This is a genomic window from Azospira sp. MPR-LB4, from assembly GCF_058809525.1.
Window position 1 is genome coordinate 668,410 of sequence record NZ_CM179521.1, and the last position, 22,274, is coordinate 690,683.

The 22,274-nt window shown below is 59.4% G+C and carries 18 protein-coding genes; 11 read left to right on the forward strand and 7 right to left on the reverse strand.

The genetic code is table 11. The annotated features are described in order from the left end of the window. Nucleotides 1-108: 108 nt before the first annotated feature. Nucleotides 109-2,331 carry a RelA/SpoT family protein gene (locus tag AC3QLZ_RS03110; RefSeq protein ID WP_014237836.1) on the reverse strand — a complete coding sequence of 741 codons (2,223 nt, stop codon included), beginning with the start codon at nucleotides 2,329-2,331 and terminating at the stop codon, nucleotides 109-111. 184 nt (nucleotides 2,332-2,515) lie between these two features. Here AC3QLZ_RS03110 and AC3QLZ_RS03115 point away from each other — a divergent pair, with 184 nt between their 5' ends. Beyond that, nucleotides 2,516-3,442, forward strand: a complete 927-nt coding sequence (locus tag AC3QLZ_RS03115; RefSeq protein ID WP_014237837.1) for a DMT family transporter — start codon at nucleotides 2,516-2,518, stop codon at nucleotides 3,440-3,442. Further along, the gene (locus AC3QLZ_RS03120) at nucleotides 3,442-4,242 is read left to right on the forward strand and encodes a M90 family metallopeptidase (RefSeq protein ID WP_014237838.1); all 801 of its coding nucleotides are present in this window, start codon (nucleotides 3,442-3,444) and stop codon (nucleotides 4,240-4,242) included. Before AC3QLZ_RS03115 ends, AC3QLZ_RS03120 begins: the two co-directional genes overlap by 1 nt. On the opposite strand, the gene AC3QLZ_RS03125 is transcribed toward AC3QLZ_RS03120, so the two are convergent. The 4 genes from AC3QLZ_RS03125 to AC3QLZ_RS03140 form a co-directional block, all read right to left on the reverse strand. Beyond that, nucleotides 4,212-4,985 carry an alpha/beta fold hydrolase gene (locus tag AC3QLZ_RS03125; RefSeq protein ID WP_014237839.1) on the reverse strand — a complete coding sequence of 258 codons (774 nt, stop codon included), beginning with the start codon at nucleotides 4,983-4,985 and terminating at the stop codon, nucleotides 4,212-4,214. The two genes, AC3QLZ_RS03120 and AC3QLZ_RS03125, sit on opposite strands and share 31 nt — an antisense overlap. Before the next feature lies 1 nt (nucleotide 4,986). Continuing rightward, nucleotides 4,987-5,892: an alpha/beta fold hydrolase gene (locus AC3QLZ_RS03130; RefSeq protein WP_014237840.1), complete on the reverse strand. Its 906-nt coding sequence runs from the start codon at nucleotides 5,890-5,892 to the stop codon at nucleotides 4,987-4,989. Nucleotides 5,893-5,959: 67 nt separating this feature from the next. Next, complete coding sequence (locus tag AC3QLZ_RS03135; RefSeq protein WP_287874858.1) at nucleotides 5,960-6,997, reverse strand: potassium channel family protein; 1,038 nt, start codon at nucleotides 6,995-6,997, stop codon at nucleotides 5,960-5,962. Further along, nucleotides 6,994-7,560: a DUF2062 domain-containing protein gene (locus AC3QLZ_RS03140; protein ID WP_043799396.1), complete on the reverse strand. Its 567-nt coding sequence runs from the start codon at nucleotides 7,558-7,560 to the stop codon at nucleotides 6,994-6,996. Before AC3QLZ_RS03140 ends, AC3QLZ_RS03135 begins: the two co-directional genes overlap by 4 nt. A 76-nt stretch (nucleotides 7,561-7,636) precedes the next feature. Between AC3QLZ_RS03140 and AC3QLZ_RS03145 the strand changes: the two genes are divergently transcribed. From AC3QLZ_RS03145 to AC3QLZ_RS03170, 6 genes are all read left to right on the forward strand, one after another. Beyond that, complete coding sequence (locus AC3QLZ_RS03145; RefSeq protein WP_492783310.1) at nucleotides 7,637-8,707, forward strand: ComEC/Rec2 family competence protein; 1,071 nt, start codon at nucleotides 7,637-7,639, stop codon at nucleotides 8,705-8,707. Nucleotides 8,708-8,935: 228 nt separating this feature from the next. Then, entirely contained in the window at nucleotides 8,936-9,991 is a 1,056-nt protein-coding gene (locus tag AC3QLZ_RS03150) for a hypothetical protein (protein WP_492783311.1), read from the forward strand. A 222-nt stretch (nucleotides 9,992-10,213) separates the two neighbouring features. Beyond that, nucleotides 10,214-11,281 (forward strand): CBASS cGAMP-activated phospholipase, encoded by a 1,068-nt coding sequence (locus AC3QLZ_RS03155; RefSeq protein ID WP_492783312.1) that lies wholly within the window; start codon nucleotides 10,214-10,216, stop codon nucleotides 11,279-11,281. After that, entirely contained in the window at nucleotides 11,281-12,582 is a 1,302-nt protein-coding gene (locus tag AC3QLZ_RS03160) for a CBASS cGAMP synthase (protein ID WP_492783313.1), read from the forward strand. The genes AC3QLZ_RS03155 and AC3QLZ_RS03160 overlap by 1 nt, the downstream gene beginning before the upstream one ends. Before the next feature lie 6 nt (nucleotides 12,583-12,588). Continuing rightward, nucleotides 12,589-14,367: an E2/UBC family protein gene (locus tag AC3QLZ_RS03165; protein ID WP_492783314.1), complete on the forward strand. Its 1,779-nt coding sequence runs from the start codon at nucleotides 12,589-12,591 to the stop codon at nucleotides 14,365-14,367. Nucleotides 14,368-14,413: 46 nt separating this feature from the next. After that, the gene (locus tag AC3QLZ_RS03170) at nucleotides 14,414-14,878 is read left to right on the forward strand and encodes a Mov34/MPN/PAD-1 family protein (RefSeq protein WP_492783631.1); all 465 of its coding nucleotides are present in this window, start codon (nucleotides 14,414-14,416) and stop codon (nucleotides 14,876-14,878) included. A gap of 71 nt (nucleotides 14,879-14,949) precedes the next feature. On the opposite strand, the gene AC3QLZ_RS03175 is transcribed toward AC3QLZ_RS03170, so the two are convergent. Next, nucleotides 14,950-15,438, reverse strand: coding sequence for an IS30 family transposase (locus AC3QLZ_RS03175; RefSeq protein WP_492783632.1), 489 nt, complete (start codon nucleotides 15,436-15,438; stop codon nucleotides 14,950-14,952). A gap of 228 nt (nucleotides 15,439-15,666) precedes the next feature. Continuing rightward, a complete protein-coding gene (locus AC3QLZ_RS03180; RefSeq protein WP_492783315.1) occupies nucleotides 15,667-16,536 on the reverse strand; it encodes a restriction endonuclease in 870 nt (289 codons plus the stop codon). A gap of 68 nt (nucleotides 16,537-16,604) precedes the next feature. On the opposite strand from AC3QLZ_RS03180, the gene AC3QLZ_RS03185 reads away from it, so the two are divergent. The 3 genes from AC3QLZ_RS03185 (at nucleotide 16,605) to AC3QLZ_RS03195 (ending at nucleotide 21,937) form a co-directional block, all read left to right on the forward strand. Continuing rightward, entirely contained in the window at nucleotides 16,605-18,575 is a 1,971-nt protein-coding gene (locus tag AC3QLZ_RS03185; RefSeq protein ID WP_492783316.1) for an ATP-dependent nuclease, read from the forward strand. Between the two features lie 2 nt (nucleotides 18,576-18,577). Then, nucleotides 18,578-20,479, forward strand: a complete 1,902-nt coding sequence (locus AC3QLZ_RS03190; protein WP_492783317.1) for a UvrD-helicase domain-containing protein — start codon at nucleotides 18,578-18,580, stop codon at nucleotides 20,477-20,479. A gap of 351 nt (nucleotides 20,480-20,830) precedes the next feature. Further along, the gene (locus tag AC3QLZ_RS03195) at nucleotides 20,831-21,937 is read left to right on the forward strand and encodes a hypothetical protein (RefSeq protein WP_492783318.1); all 1,107 of its coding nucleotides are present in this window, start codon (nucleotides 20,831-20,833) and stop codon (nucleotides 21,935-21,937) included. Nucleotides 21,938-22,274: the final 337 nt, after the last annotated feature.

A 22,274-nucleotide genomic window follows, 5' to 3' on the forward strand; every position in this document is an offset into this window, starting at 1 on the left:
CGCCCCGCGGTAGCAGGCGAAAAAGAAAACGCCCTCCTTGGAGGGCGTTTTTTCTTGCCGCCGGGGCGTCCGGCCACAGCCGAGCGAGGCGGCTTTACCTGGCGGGCGTCACCCCCGCCGCGCCCCCACCACGCCCTGGACATCGTGGATCAGCTTCAAGGTCCGCGTCAGCTGGGGCAGGTTGAGGATTTCCACGGTGAAGCCCATGTGGGCCTGGCCCTGCTTGGAGAGGGTCTGCACGCCGATGACGTTGATCTTCTCCCGGGCGAAGACGTCGGAGATGTCCCGCAGCAGGCCCTGGCGGTCGTGGGCGTCCACCGTGATGTCCACCGGAAAGATGCCGTGGGGATGGCCGCCCCACTCGGTCTCGATCACCCGCTCCGGGTGCAGGGCCTGGAGGTTGGCAAAGTCCGGGCAGTCGGCCCGGTGGATGGAGACGCCCTTGCCCCGGGTGACGAAACCCTGGATCGGGTCCGGCGGTGCCGGCTTGCAGCAGCGGGCCAGCTGGGTCAATAGCTTGTCCACGCCGACGATGAGAATGCCCCGGTCGCCGGCGCCCTCCCCTTCAGCCGGTTTGGGCCGGCGCACCGGCATGGGTTCCATGCCCCGCTCGTCCACCGGCGGCTCGGTGCCGCGCACGGCGGCCTGGAACAGGCGCAGGTTGAGTTCGTTGCGGGCGGCGGCGATGTAGAGGTCGTCCGCCTTGGCGTAGCCCAGCTTGCCCGCCAGTTCTTCCAGATTGGTGCCGCCGCCGCCGACCCGCTGGATTTCCTTGGCCACGATGCCCCGGCCTTCGGCCAGGGATTCTTCCAGGGCCAGGTTGGAGAACCAGGCCCGGGCCTTGGTGCGTGCCGTCTTGGTGGCGATGTAGCCGAGGGAGGGATTGAGCCAGTCCCGGGAGGGGCCGCCCTGCTTGGCGGCGACGATCTCCACCCGCTGCCCGGTCTTCAGGGCCGTATCCAGGGGCACCAGGGCCCCGTCCACCTTGGCGCCGCGGCAGCGGTGGCCCAGGTCGGTGTGCAGGCGGTAGGCGAAGTCCACCGGGGTGGCGCCTTGGGGCAGGTCCACCACCTTGCCCTGGGGCGTCATGACGTAGATGGTCTCGTCCAGGGCGGCCTGCTTGTAGTGGTTCACCCAGTCGGAGGAGTCGGAGACTTCGTCCTTCCAGGTCAGCAGCTGGCGCAGCCAGGCGATCTTGTCGTCGTAGTTGTCCTCGGAGCTGTGCTTGGTGCCTTCCTTGTAGCGCCAGTGGGCGGCCACGCCCAGCTCGGCGTGGCGGTGCATTTCCCAGGTGCGGATCTGCACTTCCAGGCTGCGCCCGTCGGGGCAGCGCACGGCGGTGTGCAGGGAGCGGTAGTTGTTGCCCTTGGGATTGGAGATGTAGTCGTCGAATTCCTTGGGGATCGGCGTCCAGATGTTGTGCACGATGCCCAGCACCGTGTAGCAGTCCTTGACCTCGTCCACGATGACGCGCAGGGCCCGGATGTCGTACACCTCGGAGAAATCCACGCCCTTCTTGCGCATCTTGTTCCAGATGGAATAGATGTGCTTGGGCCGGCCGTAGATTTCCGCCTTGTGGATGCCCACCGCCGCCAGCTCGGACTTGACCCGGTCCACCGCGTCGATGATGAACTGCTCCCGCTCCAGACGCTTCTCGTCGAGCATCTTGGCGATTTTCTTGTAGGTGTCCGGGTGGATGAAGCGGAAGGAGAGGTCCTCCAGCTCCCACTTCAGTTCCCACACCCCCAGGCGGTTGGCCAGGGGCGAATACAGTTCCAGGGTTTCCCGGGCCACGTGCACCCGCAGGTCGTCCGGCTCGGCGGCGTAGTAACGCAGGGTCTGGGTGCGGGAGGCGAGGCGCAGCAGCACCACCCGGATGTCTTCCACCATGGCCAGGAACATCTTGCGCAGGACTTCCACCTGGGCCTTCATTTCCTGGGGATTCTGGGTGGTGTCGGCGACGAAGCCGCGGGAGATGGGGCGCAGCCGGTTGAGGCGGGAGATGCCGCCCACCAGGTGGGCGACGCCGCCGCCAAAGCGTTCGTTGAGGGTTTCCAGGCCCTTCTCGTCGTAGGTGGCCACGGCGAAGAGCAGGGCCGCGGCGCGGGAGTCCGCGTCCAGCTTCAGGCCGGCGATGATGAGGGCCATCCCCAGGGCGTGGGAGAGGATGCCCTCGCCGCTGCCCAGGGTGTTGTCGCCATAGGCGTCACGGGCGAAGAGGGCCGCCTCCCGGATAAAGGCCGTCTCGTTTTCGGAGAGGCCATCGGTGAGGGTCAGGAGGGACTGTTCGAAGTCGCTCTGCGCGGCGACGGAATGGACGACGGAAACCATGGCGCGGATTATACGCCCCTGGCGGCAAATACGCCGGGACCCGCGCCGGGCCGCCTCCCGGGGCCGGCAGTGCCGCCAACGTAGGTCCGCCGCGACCCCGGGCACTGGCCCGCCGTTGGGGCATAATCCACGCTCCAGCCAACGACAAAGGCCGCGCCCCCAGGTAGCGGCCGGACAGAGAGACATGAACCCCAACACGCCCCTTTACCGGCATCCCTACCTGCTGCTGACCCTGACCGCCCTCTTCTGGTCCGGCAACATGGTCCTGGGCCGCGGCATCCGCGCCGACGTGCCGCCCATCGCCCTGGCTTTCTGGCGCTGGGTCATCGCCCTGGCCCTGATCGCGCCCCTGGCCCTGCCCCACCTGAAGGAACAGTGGCCCCTGCTGAAAAAGGGCTGGAAGCCGGTGCTGCTGCTGGGCATCCTCGGCGTCGGCTGCTACAACACCTTCGCCTACGTGGCCCTGCAGTACACCGCCGCCACCAATGCGGTGCTGCTCAACTCCTTCATTCCCATCGTCACCATCGCCCTCTCCTGGCTGTTCCTGGGCAAGCGCCTCAAACCCATCGAAGCGGTGGGCGTGGCCATTTCCTTCCTCGGCGCCACCACCATCATCGCCCGGGGCGACCTGGCGGTGCTGCTGGGCCTTTCCCTCAACCTGGGGGACGTGTGGATGCTGGGGGCGGTGCTGACCTGGGCCATCTACACCGTGGGCCTGCAGTGGCGCCCGGCCGGGGTGCATCCCATGCTCATGCTGGGCGCCCTGACCCTGGTGGGGGTGCTGGCCCTGGCGCCCATCTACGCCCACGAGCTGGGGGCCTTCGGCGGCCCGGCCCGGCACATCAACCTGCACTGGGGCTCCCTGGCCGGCATCGCCTACGTCGGCGTCCTGCCCAGCTTCGTCGGCTACATCTTCTACAACCGGGGCGTGGCCGAGGTGGGGGCCAACAAGGCCAGCCTCTTCATCCACCTCATGCCGGTCTTCGGCACCCTGCTCTCCGCCCTCTTCCTGGGCGAACTGCCCCACCTCTACCACTTCGTCGGCATCGGCCTCATTTTCAGCGGCATCTACCTGACCATGGCCCGCCTGCCCCGTCTCAAGGGCGCCTGATGGGCTGGCTCGACCGACTGCTGGGACGCCGCCGGCCCCGCCCCATTCCGCAGCCCCTGTGGCAGCAGACCGTGGCCCGCCTGCCCTTCCTGCAATGGCTTCCGGCGGCGGACCTGGCGCGCCTGCAAAGCCTCAGCGAAGCCTTCCTGGCGGCCAAGCAGTTTTCCGGAGCCGCCGGCCTGGAGGTGGATGACGCCATGGGCGTGCACATCGCCGCCCAGGGCTGCCTGCCCATCCTCAACCTGGGCCTGGAGTGGTACGACGACTGGGTCGAGATCATCGTCTATCCGGACGAGTTCGTGGTGCCCCGCCAGGAGATGGACCCGGACGGGGTGGTGCACGAATACGACGAGGTGGCGGCGGGCCAGGCCTGGGACGGCGGCCCCCTGATCCTCTCCTGGCAGGACAGCCAGATGGCGGGGGACGGCTACAACGTGGTGATCCACGAATTCGCCCACAAGCTGGACATGATCAACGGCGCCCCGGACGGCCTGCCGCCCCTGCATCCGGGCATGGACAAGGAGGCCTGGATAGCCGCCCTGGACGGGGCCTACGATGATTTCCTGGCCCGGGTGGAGCGGGCCGAAGCCAGGGGCGAGGAGGCCCTCGAGCAGTTGCCCATCGACCCCTACGGCGCCGAGCATCCGGGGGAATTTTTCGCCGTGGTCTCGGAGAGCTTTTTCGAACAGCCCCAGGTGGTGGCCGCCGAGTATCCGGCCCTCTACGCCCAGCTGGCCCTGTTCTACCGCCAGGACCCCCTGGCCCGGGCTCAGGCCGCCGGTTCCAGCCGCTCCAGGTAGCGCACCAGGGCTTCTTGCACCGCCTCCGGCTGATCCCGGTGGGGCGAGTGGCGACAGTCCGCCAGTTCCAGCAGTTCCACCTCCGCCGGCACCTGCTCGGCGATGACCTCGATCTGGCGCAGGGTGGCGTATTCGTCGTCCTTGCCCTGGATGGCCAGCACCGGCACCCGGATGCCCGACAGGTAGGACTCGATGTTCCAGTCGCGGAACTGGGGCGAGAGCCAGGTATCGTGCCAGTCGTGGAAGACCCGGAAGGCATCCCGGTGGTAGCGCCCCAGGCGGGAGGGCCAGTCGGTCTGGCGCCAGGCTTCGCCGGCCTGGCGGATGCCGGCCAGGGCCTCCTCCTCCACCCAGGCGTGGGGCGCCAGCACCACCAGGCCGGAGACGGCCTCGGGATAGGTGCCGGCGTGGATCAGGGCGATGGAGCCGCCGTCGGAATGACCCACCAGCACGGGCCGTTCGATGTCCAGGGCGGCCAGGGTGGCGGGCAGCATCTCCAGAGCCTCGTCGTGCATGTAGCGGGGAGTGCGCGGTGACGGCGCCGGGTCCGAATCGCCGTAACCCTGGCGGGAAAAGACCAGGGTGCGGCAGCCCGTGGCCTGGGCCACCTTGTGCGGGAAGTCGCGCCAGAAGCCGACGCAGCCCAGGCCCTCGTGCAGGAACACCAGGGTCGGGCGATAGATCTGGTGGGCGCTGATCAGCTCGTATTCCAGCTCGCGCCCGAGCACATTCACTTTGGCCACATCAGGCTCCCAGCAGGAATTCCCGGACCACCGCCACCTGGGCCGGGTCCTGGAACATGGGGGCGTGGCCGACGCCGGGGATTTCCCGGGTCCACGCCTGGGGACCGCGCCGGGCCATCTCGGCCAGGGCCTCCCGGGGCAGCAGGTCCGACTCGGCGCCGCGGATGACCAGGGTCGGGCAGCGGATGGCGTCGTAGTAGGGCCACAGGATGACGTCCTGGTGCATGACGAAGCCGAGCTGGAAGGCCTCGGCGATGGCCGGGTCGTAACGCATCTCCCACTGGCCATCGTCGGCCTGGCGCACGCTGGTCTCGGTCAGGTGGCGCCATTGGGCGTCCGTCAGCGAGCCGAAGGGGGCCGAGACCTGGCGGATGAACTGCTCCGCCGCCTCCAGGCTGGGGAAGCGGGGCGCCTTGCCCACGTATTCGCCGATGCGGCGCAGGGATTCGTTGGTGATCACCGGCCCCACGTCGTTGAGGATGAGACGGGTGATGGGGCTGCGCTCCATGGCGGCGATGCACATGCCGATGAGGCCGCCCATGGAGGTGCCGAGCCAGTGCACTTCGGCCACGTCGAGGCGGGCGATGAGGCTCACCATGTCCGCCACGTACTGGGGAAAACCGTAGCCGGACGCCTTTTTCAGCCAGTCGCTGCGGCCCCGGCCGACCACGTCCGGGCACACCACCCGGTAGTGCCGGCTCAGCTGGCGGGCAAGGAAATCGAAATCGCGACCGTTGCGGGTGAGGCCGTGCACGCACACCAGGACCCGGGGATTGGCGGGATCGCCCCACTGGGTATAGGCCATGCGATGCAGGCCGGAGCCGTCCAGGGCGGCGCAGAGCACCCGCTTCTCGACCATGGCCGGCGCGGGGGAAAACAGGCGGCGCAGACTGTTGCAGATATTCATGGGCCTCGTCTCCTGGCAGAGGGTATGGCCCAAAGTCTAGCACTCCCGCGGGGGAGCGCCCCGCCGCCTAGCCGATCATTTCCAGCAGGGAGGCTTCCAGCTCCTGCCGCCCCAGGGCCGAGGCCATGGCGACGATGACGTAGCCGGGATTCAGTTCGTAGTCCTTGGGCGGGTTGAAGACCCAGTCCAGCTTTTCCCGCACCGCCAGCAACACGTACTCGTTGCTGCGCAGCTTCAGGTTGCCCAGGGGCGTCGGCGGGAAATGGCCGGGCACCGCCACCTCTTCCACCCGCAGGCGCTTTTCCGACTTCAGCATCTCGTCGAGGAAGGAGACCACGTGGGGCCGCACCATGAGGGAGGCCAGGCGCATGCCGCCGGTCAGGTCCGGGGAGAAGATGGCGTCGGCGCCGGCCTTCTTCATCTTCTCCACGTTGCGCGACTCCTGGCAGCGGGCCACCACCCGGATGGCCGGATTGAGCTGCTTCACCGTGATGGTGATCATCAGGTTGCGCGAATCGTCGCCGGTGACGGCGAAGACGCCCCGGGCCGATTCCAGCCCGGCGCCCAGCAGCACGTCGTCGTCGGAGGCGTCGCCGTGCAGGTAGAGCAGGCCCGGGCTTTTTTCCCGCTGGGCCTCCAGGCCTTCCAGGTTTTCCTCGATGGCGACGAAGTGGCGGTTGGTGGCTTCCAGCTCCCGCGCCACGTTGCGGCCCACCCGTCCGAAACCGCAGACGATGTAATGGCCGGTGAGCTTCTTGATCATCTTTTCCATGCGCCGTCTCCGCAGCGTGCCGTTGAGATCCGATTCCACCAGGGTCACCGTGACCGTGGAGAAGAGAAAGGACAGGGTGCCTGCCCCGAGAATGCCGATGAACACCGTGAACATCCGGGCCGCCGGATTCTGGGTCATCTCGATGATTTCGCCGTAGCCGATGGTGGCCACGGTGATGAAGGTCATGTAGAAGCAGTCGAACCAGGTGTAGCGCCCCCCGGTCAGCAGGTGGTAGCCGAAGGTGCCGATGACATGCACGGCCACCAGCATGATCAGGGCTCCATAGAGGTAACGCTGGACCTGGAGCGGCTGATTGCTGGTGCTGGCACTCATGGGAATGGATTCGGGGGCGGCGGCGGTGGTTGGCGATAGCGGCGGCGGCGCCATGCGTAGAGCAGGTATGCGCGCCATGCCGTACGGACAATACCATATCCCGCCAGGGCCAGCAGCAGGCCCAGGCACACCAGGCCCAGGGCCAGGGGCTCGCCCAGGGCCAGCAGCCAGTCGCCCAGGGCGCCGATCCAGGCCAGCATGCCCCCATCCCCCGGCTCCGGCGGCGCCACGAAGGCGCCTCCTTCCCGCAGCAGCACCAGCCGGCCCAGATGGTAGGCGACGAAGTAGAGCGGCACGATGGTCAGGGGATTGGTGTACAGGGTGGTCACCAGGGCCAGGGGCAGATTGACCCGGAACAGGGTGGCCAGGATGGCCGCCCCCAGCATCTGGAAGGGGCCTGGAATGAGGCCGCAGAAGAGGCCCACGGCCACGCCGCCGGCGGCGGAATGGCGGTTCAGGTGCCACAGGCGGGGATGCAGCAGGGTGCCGGCAAAGGGCGCCAGCCAGCGGTTGCCGATCAGGGCCTGGTGGTCGGGCAGAAAACGCTTCAGATGTTTGCGCACCATGGATTCATTCTACTGCGCCGGCCCCCGGACGGCCCAGGGCCAGCCCGGGGGCGAAAGTGGCTATGCTATCGCCATGAACTGGCCCCTCTATTCCTTCGCCCTGGGCATCGTCCTGCTGCAACAGCAGCCGGCCCTGCCGCCCTGGCCCTGGCTGCCCCTGGGGGCGGCGGCAACCCTCGGGCTGCTGGCACTGGGGCGGCGGCCCGGCGCCCTGCCCCGCCTGGGAACAATCCTGCTGGCCGCGGCCCTGGGTTTCCTGTGGGCCGGCTGGCGGGCCGAGACCCGCCTTGCCGAACGGCTGGCGCCGGCCCTGGAAGGACTGGACCTGCAGCTGCAGGGCCGCATCGCCGCCCTGCCCCAGGACTTTGGCCGGGGCCAGCGCTTCGAGTTCGCCGTGGCGCCCGGGGCCGGAGTGAGCCTGCCGCCGACCCTCCTGCTCTCCTGGTACGACCGGCCGGAAACGCCCCGGCCGCGCCTGGAGCCGGGCCAGAAATGGCAGCTGACGGTGCGCCTGAAGCGCCCCCACGGCCACGCCAACGGCGCCGGTTTCGACTACGAGGCCTGGCTCCTGGAACGGGGCATCGGCGCCACCGGCTATGTGCGCGAAGCTGGGGACAACCGCCTGCTGGGCCGCAGCGACGGCTTCTTCAGCCGCATCGAACGGCTGCGCCAGGCGGTGCGGGAGGACTTCCAGGCCCGCCTGCCGGAGGCCGACTATCCCTACGCCGGCATCCTCACCGCCCTGGCGGTGGGGGACCAGAAGGCCATTCCCGGCGACCAGTGGAAGGTCTTCGCCGGCACCGGCACCACCCACCTGATGAGCATTTCCGGGCTCCACGTGACCATGATGGCGGCCCTTGCCGCCGCCCTGGCCGGGGCCCTGTGGCGCCGCTCGCCAACCCTCATGGCGCGCTGGCCGGCCCAGCGGGCGGCGCTCCTGGCCGGCTGGCTGGCGGCGGCCGGTTACACGCTGCTGGCCGGTGCCGGGGTGCCGGCCCTGCGCACCCTGGCCATGCTCGGCGCCGCCGCCCTGGCCCTGGCCAGCTGTATCTCAAGGCATAACCGAACCGGTTTGGCACAGTTATACCTTCAGCTTACAGCGGCACAGTTATGCCTTCGCGCAGCACCGAAGGTTAGATATTAACTTTTCACAATAGGTAACCTGCATCACCGTAATGCTTGCCACTGCCCCTCAAAGCGATGAACTTGAGGATTAAAGGGAGTGTGCTTGGAGCCATTGATAACTCAACGCAGCGCACGCCAAATGCATTTAGCGTGTTTTTAGTAAAGCTAATATACACAGCGCAGAATTTGTAGTTACTACGACAAATGCTGTTACACTACTTGTCGTAACTACACTTAGAGGCTATCCATGAGTAACCAGCAAGGCAGCACCCCCTACTCCTTACGTTTGCCTACCAAGCTGTCTCAACTCATCGACCAGTTTGCAAAGAAGATTGGCAAGCCTGCCCCAGACACTGTTCGAGCCGGCATTGAGGCAGCTTTTGCCAATGAGTATCGAATACTGGCACTCGAAGCGGCTAACGCCGACCGCACCGGCACCCTACGCGCCCTGCGCGGTGCAGTAGCTGGGTCCGACAGCAACACCAGGTTGCCGCTTCCGGTCTATTCCGGCCTCATGTACTTCCTGCACTGGGCGTATCTGTCAGCGGGCTTCGACGGCTACGCAAATCCGCGTTATGTCATCGCCATGCTCGATATAATTATCAAGCTGATGGTGCACGGAAAGAGTATGCACTTTACGGGGGGCTACGACCATGCCCGCGGCTGCCTGGGGATCAAGGAAAATGAAGAATTGGATGTCGGCATCCAGCGTATCCGTACAGAGATTCGGAATGGTCTCGATATTGGCTATGCAGAGATGTTGACGCGCCCCCTTGAGGCTATGGCTGACGATCTTCAGTATTTGGATTCAACCATAGTCGCAAGAATCTTTGCCCCTCATCTAAAAGCCCTTCTCCCAGTTGCCGTACATGGGGCCAGGATGGGTGTTGATGAGGATATTGTTCAACGCGACATGGAAGGTTTCTTTCCAGAAACCGAGAATTTCAACGTCAACACCGTTAGTTGGGAACTATACGGCAAGGATATGACACTGGTTGTAAGTGAGGGGCACCACATGCATATCTTTGGGTCGCATGCAGTACTCAGCCTCTACACGGCCATCGAGTGCGGTGTTTTTGATGACGTGCTAGGAAGTAGAACCACGCCTTACTCCTTCTCCCGGGGTGACTTTAAGCTACTCAGGATGGGAAAGCAGGTGGCGATACACTCCGGCAGAGGTTACCGGTTAGAGCTCTCATTATTGGAAACACGTGATCTGGTGGACAACCTCACATCAGCCTTCAAGAAACCCACTTGGCGCGCGTTAATTGCGCGCTACCGCGAGTTAAGGGGCGATATCTGAGCTAGAAGGCTAGCAGCTCTCCTTTATGGCCTGGACTGCTTGCTCGGCTTTTGTACTCTGACCGAGGTCTTCTGTAAGCATTGTGCTAACCGAGAAATTGCTCTCAATCCCCCTGTTGCACTTGAGCTTTAAAACCGTCTCATTAAAATTTGTACTAGCGTATTAGAATCAGTCGAGACAGACTCATACCAATATGAACGAGCCGTGAAAAAGGAGCGCTCCATGCCAGCACACAGCGGTAGCATTAAGATACTCAGCCTAAATGGCGGGGGCGCTAGAGGTCTATTTACCATCAATGTTCTAGCAGAGATTGAGCGCATCATTGAACAACAGACCGGACAGTCGGACGTTAAAGCTGGAGAGTACTTCGACCTGATTACTGGCACCTCAATTGGTGGAATTCTGGCGCTAGGGCTCGCATCCGGGAAAAGTGCCAGGGATTTGGAGGCAGTTTTTCGCCGCCAGGCCCCCTTAATATTTCCAAGCATCAGCTCTTGGCGAAAAAAATGGAAGGCAGCCTTTAGCGCCCGATATAGTAGCAAACCACTTTTTGACGCCATCACCAGCATGGTTGGAGCCGATGTCACATTTGGTGAATTAGAACGCCGAGTCATGATTCCTGCCGTCAACCTCTCGACCGGCAAACCCCAGTTTTTTAAAACTCCTCATAACCCGGAGTTCAGTCGTGACAGTCGCCTCAAGCTGATAGATGCGGCAATGGCCACATCGGCGGCACCTACCTACTTTGCGCCTCATCATTGCGCGGATCTGGATGCGTACTTCGCTGATGGGGGCTTGGTTGCTAATAATCCCAGCTTCATCGGACTACATGAAGTTCTTCGGGACATGAGCAGCGACTTCCGGGATGCCACAGTTGCCGATGTCAAGATACTGAATATCGGAACCCTGAGTGAGGGGTACACGGTGAGCCCTGCCGCTTTGGAGTCAAAGTGCAATAACGGCTATCTTGGACTGTGGGGCATTGGTGAGCGATTGGTGCTAACCACCATGGCCGCAAATCAGCAGCTTCATAAAGCAATGCTGGAGCGGGAGCTCAGAAGCCATAACGCCTCAGAAAACTATGTCTATCTGGACGATGTCGTTCCTAACGAAGCGGCCGCCGATATCACTCTGGATAACGCTAGCGAAAGTAGCTTGCGTAACCTCGCTAGCCGAGGAAAACAGCTGGCTACTACCGAATACTCCAAGAACCTTCTATTGCAGGCTTTCTTCAAACAACCAACGCCCCCCTTTGCTGTACGTGGTCTTGTCCAAAAGGAGAAGAATTAATGACCTGGAATTTCCACCGCTATTACAACGACAGCACCGATGGACTCATTAGTAAGTTGAAGTTGGAAGAGTCTCGTGTCGTGAAGCTTAAAAGGTTACGAGACCTCGTCCGAAGCCGCACAAAAGAGATTTTTGACGAAGCGAAGGAGCTCGTCAAAACATCCAACAGGACCATCTCTCTCGAAAGTATTACAGCTCGAGTTGCGAACACTCGGCTCAAATACCTTAGCCAGCAAGCTCAGGAGGAGGCAGCGAAACTTCTCAGAGACATGGATGATGACGCGCGGAAAGCCTTTTTGGCGCTTACACCACGCTTCTGGACTCAGGGTAGTTTTCAATATGACACACTCAACAACCCTTACGCCATCCCACCTCAGGAAATGGACATTGATGATGGCACATATCTCCCGATGGACATCTTTGAAGATCGCCCCATCATTGGTCATCAGCTCCTGGTGCTTCTTGTGGACTCATCCCTGAAGTCTTTGGTGCATGAAAATAGCGGCTGGCAATTTGAGGCTAAGTCTACCTGCGCTCGAATCAAAATTCCCGCAGAGCACACTCATATTGATGTCCCTATGTATGCAATTCCAAAAGATCAATTTTTTCTTAAGGAAGCCGCACTGACAAAAAGCCGCAGTATCGCCATGGAGGTAATGGACTCGATAAGTGGGTCGCGTGTATTGAATCGTGCCGACTATGAGCTTGACGAGGGCTGCGTAAACCTGGCTTTGCGTGAAGGTGAAAAAAAGTGGATGAAGAGCGATCCAAAAATTGTCGAAGATTGGTTCAACGACAGCTGCCGGCGCATTGGTCCTCATCTACGCAGTATTTGCCGCTTTATGAAATCGTGGCGGGATGTTCAATGGGAAAAAGGTGGTGGCCCTTCGTCCATTTCACTTATGGCAGCTTCCGTTAGTATTCTCGATCGGGTTGCACACGACAAGAATGACCTAGGAGCAACGATGAGAACACTTGCAAAATACCTTCCTGATGAGTTCTCAAATGGAGTTGAAAGCCCTGACCACACTGATGAGAAACCGCTTTTCCCACCTCGAAGTAAACATGGGGCGCATGAGTTGGAAATTATGGCGAGACTCTCTGAGCTCCACGGAATTTTGGTTGCTGCTGAGCAGTGCTTATCCAAAGAACTCGCTCTCGATTCAATCAATCGGGCATTCGGCCGGCGAGTAGTTAAGAGTGACCTTATCGTAAGCGATAAGTCTGCCCCTGCCTTTGCTAATGAACCCGCACGTGGTGCCAAAGCTGCGACCATCAGCAATACCATGGCGAGTGGTTAACTCTACGTGTTTAGCGAGCTTCATCAGATACTGCTGGGGTGCGGATATCAATACACCAAGGCCCAGCACATCCCTGAAGGGACGCCTTTGCGTCTCATCAATCCCGCCAAAGGGTTTTACGTCAAAGCATACAGGACTACGGGTGGCGATTTCAGCATTGCTTTGAGTCTCCCCGTGGACCCTCATATCACTTTACCTAGCGCGTACATTCTCAAAAAACCGGACCAGTACAAGGATCGATTGCTTCCCCACGTCAACCTGGGGTGGTACCTATGCTATGTCCGAGAGATGGAAGCTGACTGGGATGCGAATGATATGCACGAGCTTTATTTGCAGGTTGATAGCCAAATCCAAAGAACATTAGATGCTACGGTTGCCTCGGTGGACCAAGGCTCGCCCGATGATCAAGAAATGGAGGGTGAGTTTTCCTCATATTGGTTGCCTAAGAAGAGGCTTTATCTTCTCTCTGATGCTGTCGAAAAACTAGAAATGCAATGCTACGTAACTCTCAATGAGACCGGATTAGAAAACCTAGACAAGGCCTCAAGTGAAGAGTGGGTAGCATATGCAAAAGAGGACGAAAGCAAGCTCAATGAGTGGCTCAGGCAAAGACGTCTTACAAAACAAGACAGAAGGAGCATTCTCACCAGCTATTTCAAAGTCACCCCTTCCCGCCTAGCCGGTGTGAAGTGGCCGCCCCAGAACTTCCGGGAACTACTGCAGTGGCTTACCGAGGTAGACCTAAGCGCTCGCTCCCGCCTGCTTAATCATTTTGTGAATAATCCAGTGAAGCGGCATGTGCTTCTTTTCGATGTTCGTCAACAAGACCTCGTAGGACTCTTTGTTGAGCTAGATATTGCTGCAACTGGATTGAATACCTATCCCCAGAAAAACAATCGCAAGAAAAATACGGGACGCGTAGTCAGGTCTAATATGCTGATCACCTGCCTTTCAGCCAAGCACTCAGTCCATAAATTTACTCGAATTGGGGTAACCAAGGCGGACAAAAATACAATTCTGAGCCGCAATCGACGTCGATCTGCATCCGGCGACTTGAGCACTAAACGCATTGCGCTTATAGGTTGTGGAACCATAGGAGGATATCTTTGTGGCTTGCTGCTTCGCTCTGGCGCAGGCTGCGGAGAAGGGAAATTTGATCTATACGACAACGATGCCTTTGGGCCTCAAAATTTTGGTCGCCATCCTCTCTCAACAGTAAACTTTGGGGAGAACAAAGCAAATGCATTAGCGGCTATGCTTAAATCCTCTACACATTTGAACTGCAATATAGAGGGAATACCTTTTCAATTTTCAATTACACCTGAGCTGTTGAACCGGTACGACATAGTTATCGACACGACTGGCCGCCCTCCAGTGGCAAAGCGCTTGGCCCATGTAGCTCGTACTATGCCAATAAACAAGAGGCCTAAGATCGTCCACGGTTTTAATGACGGCAACGGTCGCTCATCAAAAGTCTTGATTGACGACGGTAGTTGCTGCTATGGATGCATGCTGACAGACACTGCCTTTTACAAAAATGGCTTGGACCTACGGTTTAGCAAAATAGAGGTCAACGAGGAACGCTTCGTCAGTTGTGGGAATACCTTCACTCCTTATGATGCGGCGGTCAGTGTGATCACAGCGGCTATGGTGCAAGAAGCTGTGCTTTCGATCTTGGAGCCCAGCCTGAGCTGGACGTACAGTGAACACATGCTTGATGGAAGCCGATCCAAGCGAGCTCGTCTCTTACCACGTCAGTCCGAATGCCCAATCTGCAATGACTGAGACTGAGCTGACATTCGCAGATAATCAGGGTGGGTTGCTGGTGATCATGCCTTCTTCCCTAAACAGATTACTAACCTATTGCCAGCTAGATAGTTACAGCACCGAGGCTGCTGGTGTGCTCATTGGCGAACGCCGAGGCTTGCACCTCGTGGTACATCAAATCTCGGAACCGGGAAAAGGCGACATCAGACACCGATACTTTGTTGACCGTCGTGGTCCTCACCATCAAGTCGTTGTAGATAAAGCCTTCGCCAGTTCATCAGGTCGTCTTCAATATCTTGGGGAATGGCACACCCACCCAGAGGATACCCCTTCCCCCTCTTCAATAGATTTAGGGACATGGAAACGATACCTGGTCGCCAACGAACAAATGGCCCTGGTGATAGTGGGTAGGAAAGGAATATGGGCAGCTAAAAAATACGCTGAGACGATCATCCCGCTTCTCGAGGTTCGATGCCCCTTATATGGTAGCCAGTTGTCTATCTGTGGATCAGGATCATCGACACAGTAAGTCCCAACAAATGGAACCAAAAGACAGCGTCACTGGATTACATCGACAATCATCAACCAACTTGGGCGGTTTCAAAGCCCAAGTGCAACAGAGGGATCGAGCGTAATTCCCTGGTTAGCACAATGCTCACAGAAGACCTCGGCAGGGGTACGAAAGCCGAGAGACTTCCGGGGACGGGCATTGAGTGACCAGGCAATACGATCCAGATCCCGTTGGGAATAGATCGAGAGGTTAGTTCCCTTGGGCAGATACTGGCGTAGCAGCCCATTGGTGTTTTCATTGATGCCACGCTGCCAGGGGCTGCGCAGATCAGCAAAGTAGATTTTCAGCCCCGTCCGTTCTGCCAGGGTGGCATGCAATGCCATCTCCTTGCCTTGATCGTAGGCCAGTGTCTGGCACAGGCTTGAGTCCAGCGGGGCAAAGGCCCGGCTGAAACCCTCCAGGGCAGCCAGGGTGCTACAGGCTCCATCTTCACCACCATCACGAACAGGCTCATCCGGTCCACCAGGGTACCGACGGCCGTCCGGTTGGCGGCCCCTTTGAGAAAGTTTCCTTCCCAGTGTCCTGGCACCAGCCGCTCATCTGCCTCGGGTGGTCGCAGATGAATACTGGGCAGGTCGGGCTGCTCAGGATAGTCTTTCTTCAGCCGGCCGGCGATCTGCTCCGGGGACCAGCTTTGCTCCAGATAGCGGCGTACCGTTTGCCACAGGGGCTGCTGCCGACCCAGCTTGCGCGACTGGCGTGGCTTTCTGCGCAACCGCTTGATCCTTTGGGCTTACTTTCGTTATCTAAGTTGGAAAGAGATCTCGCACCCGCGCGAACGGAAAACCGGTCTCTGCTGCCCGGCGAACTTTTCTCTCGAGAACATGATTGAGCGGTAGCTCACGGCTCAACGTCTCGAATAGATCGAGTCCATCCATACAAACCACACGCTTACCTCTGCCGAACGCAATAAGCCCGTCTTCGGTAAAGCCGCTATTGCTGACGAACAGGCCTCTAGTCCATGCGGCCTTTTGTTCGAGCTTCCCGTGGAACGTATGCAGATCTGCTGCACCTGTCTGTGCATCCTGCCACTTGGCTTCCACCAGATAAGTTTCGCCTTGTAGCAGGAAGCTTCCGTCGATTTGTTCGCCTTTGAGCCGGAACGGCTCGCGGGCTTCAAGCCCGAATATATTAAATAGGTCGCGCAGTAGGCTCTCGAAAGCGTAGCCCCTCGCCTGCGGTGCGAGTTGGAGTAATCCGATAAGGTTATTCTGCAGCGCGATAAGCTTGTGACGGTCAAACTCAGGCTTGGGTGTTTGCCCCGCTGGCTGAATATCTGGCTTGCCCTCGAGTCGATTAATCAGGGATAACAGACGGCCTTGCGCATTCTGGGTCGTCTCAGGTTTTCCATCGCGTTGCCTAATGGCCTCTCGGTAGTCCCATAAGGCTTTGAGCGCCCTGATTACCGTTGGGACATCAACTTTTTGCAGGAAGCATCTAAGTCGCTTTCCTTTTGATCCGCCCTGCTCAGCATAGATGGGGTCATCGATATCGACGTTAAGCTCATCGGAGAAAAATCGTGAGAATGTCGAATTTGAGAAGTTCAGGACGTATCCGCTACCCATCTCAAACAGGTCGTCTAGAAATATCATGTCGATGGCGCGGATATTTGGCATGGCTTACCTACTGTACGAATGGTTATGGTCAAATGCTCAATGCTAATGAGATAACCAGGTAACGCCAAATGCACGTGGAAAAAATTGCGATCACCGGCTTTCGCTGTTTTGGGCCTGAACCTACAGTAATCAGCTTCAACTCTGGGCTGACAGCCATCGTGGGCCCCAACGCTTCGGGCAAAACAGCGGCTCTCCATGCCCTGATGCGCCTGTTCGGTATCACTCGCGCTCAACGCACAATTGTTCCTGCAGATTTTCACGTCCCGCCGGAGGAACACACGCCACCCAACACCAGGGGCCTGACGATCGACGTTAAGCTGTGCCTACCCGAATTAATTGCGGGCACGGCCACAGCGGCAACCGTGGCTCCTGTATTTCGGCACATGTGCATCGACCGCCCCGGAGGTATTCCGACCTGCCGGATACGACTGGAGGCACGCTGGGATGCCGATGGCACCGCCGAAGGAGCAGTGAGCCAGACGTTGTGCTGGGTCAACACCACGGACGATGCCGTTCGAGATGAACATTGCACGCCAGTGGCTGCCGCCGATCGGGGCTTAATTCAACTGTTCTACACGCCAGCAACCCGTGACGCCAGTTCGCAGATTCGAGCCACCACCGGCGCACTAGCGGCGCGCCTGCTCAAAGCGATCGAGTGGTCGGCTGACACCCAAAGTGCTGTCGAATCCGCTACCGAGCAACTCACCACCGCCTTTGGCAGTGAGCGTGCCATTCAGGCCTTTAGCGCATCGCTTTCCAGACGCTGGTCGAATCTGCACGATGGCGATGTCGATTGCGAGCCGGCGCTGAGTCTGATGAGTCGCCGCTTCGAAGAGGTCATCACACGCATTGGCGTCATGTTCAGACGTGGCCCCACAGGTGAAGATCGGGGTCTCGACGTACTCAGTGATGGACAGCAGTCCCTCTTCTATTTCGCACTGGCTGCAGCCGTCTTCGATGTGGAGCGCGCAGCGACCGCTGGAACCATCCAGGGCTTTCGGTCCGAGGACCTCAGCATCCCGGCACTCACGCTATTTGCAGTAGAGGAACCCGAAAATCATCTGTCCCCTTACTACCTGTCCCGGATCATCGGACAAATCCGCACCCTGGTGGATACAGGCGCCGGACAAGCCCTGATCTCCAGCCACTCCCCTTCGGTCCTGGGGCGAGTGCCGCCCGAAGACGTCAGATACTGCCGCCGAGATACGAGCAGCGGGCGCTCGTCGGTATGCGCCATCCCGATGCCGACCGATGAAGTCGAGGTCATCAAGTTCGTGCGCAACGCGATGCTGGCCTTTCCAGAGCTGTATTTCGCACGCTTCGCGCTGCTGGTGGAGGGTGATTCAGAGCGCATCGTTCTTCCCAAACTCGCCGAAGCACTCGACCTGCTGGTCGATCCCTCGTTCGTCGCCATCGTCCCTTTGGGAGGCCGCCACGTGCAGCATTTCTGGCGCCTTCTGAACGGCCTCGGCATTCCCCATGCAACCCTGCTTGATCTTGATCTGGGCCGCGAAGGCGGCGGCTATGGGCGAGTCAAGAACGTTTTGCGGCAGTTGCTTGCGCTGGGGGTTCCCAGAGAGAGGATTCTGGCACTCTCGGATGGGTCAGTCATGAACGACGAGAGGCTCGACCAAATGCATACCTTTGACCAAGCCCACTTGGCTGGTTGGCTGAGCTATCTGGAAAGCTCTTCCTCAGTATTCTTTTCATGGCCGCTGGATCTCGATCTAGCGATGCTGTCTGCTTTCCCGACAGCCTACGCCGCGACCGTCGAAGGAACTGGACCGCGGATGACCAACGAAGCTGCAGCGGAAGTAGTGCTTGGCACCGCAGGGCCTGGCTTGGCCTGCTACACCGGAGACATTGAGCCCTTTCGCGAACACATGGCAGCCTACCGCTACCACTTCCTGACCCAAAGTAAACCCGCCACCCATCTGCGAGCTTTAACGCATGTGGATGCAGAAGCGCTCAGGAACGCCATGCCAGAGCCGCTGCAGCGCGTACTTCGTCACATCTCGGTTCAGTTGTCTGGGCTTTAATCATGTCCTTGCCTCCGCGCCGCGTCCCCCCCGATTATTGGCAGCCTGTCGGTGTCACCGAGCTGGAGACGAACGCCTCGACTGTCGTGTGCTCGTCGAGACACTATGCGGTATTGGCTGGCCCCGGTGCAGGAAAAACGGAACTCCTCGCACAGCGCGCCGCCTTCCTACTGCAGACGGGCGCATCGCCAGCGCCTCAGCGGATCCTGGCGATCAGCTTCAAGCGCGATGCGGCAAGGAATCTGGCCAGGCGTGTACGTCAACGGTGTCATCCTGAGCATGCGGCGCGCTTCGACTCCCTGACCTTCGACGCATTGGCGAAGGGTCTCGTCGACCGCTTCGGTCAGGCGCTGCCGGAACGATGGCGCCCCACCTCCGACTACGGAATTTTGTTTCCAACCCGCCCTTTCCTCGAAGACTTCATTCGCCGCGCAGCCATGGCCGATGATCTACCGTTCCATCGGGCACAGATTCACGCCATTGCGAGCAAAACCTTGGAGCGCAGGCACGTCCTTGCCGCCCCGTTGCCCGAAGCTGGTTGGCCATCAGGCAACCCTGGGCAATGGATCGGCCAGCGATTCTGGGATGAACAACTCCACCAGGGAACGCGAAGTACACTGACGTTTCCGATGCTCACCCGGCTCGCGGAATTGTTGGTTCGGGTCAATGTGGCAGCTCGGCATGCCTTGGCGCTGACCTATTCCCACGTCTTCATGGACGAATTCCAGGACACCACCCAGGCGCAGTTCGATCTGGTCAAGACGATTTTTCTGGGAACTCCAGCTACCATGACCGCTGTGGGCGACAACAAGCAGCAAATCATGCGCTGGGCACTGGCCATGGATGATTCATTCAGCGCCTTCGAGCAAACCTTTGGCGCGCAGCGAATCCCTCTGCGGAGCAATTACCGCTCATCCCCCGAGCTCGTGCGCATCCAGCATGTCCTCGCCCAAGCCATCGATGCAGGGGCCGCGGAGCCCCTGTCACGAACCTCTTCCCGAATCTCCGATGCCTGCTGCTCAATCTGGAACTTTTCCTCGGCTCCAGTTGAGGCACAGTATCTAGCCCAGTTCATAACATCGCAGATGCAGGCACATAGTCTCCAACCGGGCGACTTCGTGATCCTCGTTCGCCAGAAAGCTGAAGAATACGCCGCCATTCTCGAACCGGTGTTTCGCGATCAAGGAATTGCCCTGCGCAACGAGGCCGCGAAGCTCGGGGCTCAGATGCTGCAGGAACTGCTTACCGAGCCGTTGTCCGAGTTGCTGGTTCTGATCTTGCGCTTGGCCACGGTTGGCAGGGCTAGGTCAGCCTGGAGCGATGCGCTCCAGGCGCTGTCATCTCTGCGCGGCATCGTGCCAGAAAACGAGCGAGGACACCGACAACTCACGGTGGACCTTGATACATTCGCACGCCGATTCAATCGTACTTATCCCACCCCGCCTCAGACAGCTGAAGCTGTACAGGCTGTCATACAGTCCATCGTCGGATTCCTGGGGCGCGACGCGCTGATCGCAGCGAATCCTGTGTATGGTCAAGGAAATTGGCTGTCGGAGGTCGAACACAGCATGGCTCTCCACCTGCAAGCTAGCACCGCCGGGGCTCCTGACTGGAGCGCTGCGCTCGACGCATACGAAGGAATACACGGCCTTCCACTGATGACCCTACACAAGAGCAAGGGGCTGGAATACCACACCGTAATCTTCGTCGGTCTAGATGATTCAGCCTGGTGGAGCTTCCAGCAAGACACTGCAGAGTCAACCGCGGGGTTTTTCGTGGCTTTCACTCGCGCAAAGCAGCGCGTAATCTTCACGTATACAGCCGAACGGGGCACCCGTACAACCGTGGCTCCACTTTATGCGCTGTTACAGTCAGCCGGTGTTCAGACGTTTTTCATGGCTTGATTTGACCATTTTTCTCAGCACATCACGTTTTATCAGGAATAAAAAGCCCGCCAGCGATTAAGGCAGACTCCAAAACCGTGCCTTATGTGGCGTTACTTACAATTGGCGGTATACCGGCGGCAACAATCCGAGGTGCCACAACACAAGCCATGGACTGCATCGCGATCGCGGTAGGTCGATCGATCATCGACTCGACCGTTGCTACGAGATTATGCGTAGTCTGCACATCGGGAGCTGACTTTGACCAAACCAATACCACAAAGGCACAGAAAGCTAACTGAGCACATGGAGCATCAGTTCAGCTGGCATTGACCAATGCGCGAGTCAATGCGCACCATTTCAAGAGGGTTGATGGATACCGTACGTCGACTTGATCCGACAAAAGAGATCTCACTACTCATCGAGTTGCATAACATCACATTCGAACAGGCTGAGAGGTTCGTCGCCGTCTACTCGCCGCAGCTGTCCGACGCAGCCACAGGCCTGATGCCTATTGGTATCTTGGAGGAGGAGAAGCTGCTTGCCTGGGCCCCCAAAGACGCGCGTTGGATTGCCGCGCATGTTCCCAATTCCCCGGTCGTCTTACTCGGTTTCCTAATACTTGCTGACTCCGATAGGCCCGCAGCGCGCTTCTACTACACGAACACGACCATTGACGGGCTTAACCAGTACCGTAGCAATAAGCTGCATGGACTGACTGAGCTCTTATCCCTCGCGGACTTGCAGAAACTGGCTCAAGTTAATGGCTACACCGAGCGTTTGGCTGACTACAGGAAGAGGAACACCAACCCACAAACTGAGCTCCTCACGCAGTTCTACGAAGGTCGCGTCGGTGCGACCACGACCCAGGAGATCGATGTTCTTGACACAGGGGGGGTGTGTCTCATTTGCAATGAAACCGCGTCGCAGACTACCGTCGCAACAACAATTTCTATCGGTGATTACGCTCAGACGCTTGTTCTAAGCCTTTGTCCTGAGCACGAAAAGGAGTCAGCGAAGGGCTTTCTATTTGACTTTTTGGCAAGCATGTGTGGGTTTAACAACCCCCTAAGCATCAGAGAAGCAACCTCGGAAGACGTCTACCAACTGATCGAGAAAGCTCTTACTGATCTCGCCTGCAACGACCTCAGGAGGGATGCGAAAAAGATTCAAGTGACGGGTACGCGCAAGAGCGGTATAAAAGTGATTCTGCGGTGCGAGCAGCACACTGACAAGCGTAGCTACGCCTACATGATGACGACGCCATCGAAGGATAATTTGCGACGGGTGGATAACGCGCACGACCATCCCGAACAAATTTTTCGATGGGATCACCAGCATTTAGGGCTACCGGACAACACGATCGTTGCCCCCTCCTTTACCTTTGGATTGCCAACGCTCGACATGCCAAAGATCCGAAGTGAACTCGAATTGGCTGAAAGTCAGATGCAGTCACAGAAAAGTGCGCGCATCAGCTAGGGGGGTGGGCTTGCGCTGTAATGAGGCCAGCTCCCCAATGACCAGAAACGGTCCATTGCCCCAGGGGCCATCCTCTTAGCGAAACTCCTGTATTTCCAGCGGGGCAGGCATTCCTGCCACCAGGGGCATTCCCAAGTTGCAGTCCAGTAGCTCGTCGGTGCCTCCACACCTTGAAGAATGACCATCCGGGAGTAGTTGAACCGTCAACAAGTGACGGTAACCCATCCCTTCTGGCCAGTGCCCCCCATCCTGTTCCAGCGCGGTACCTACGAGGTACCGGTCATTCTCCGGGTAGCATTTCCTGGTAATTAGCGCTGATTCCGTGGCTGGCTGCAAC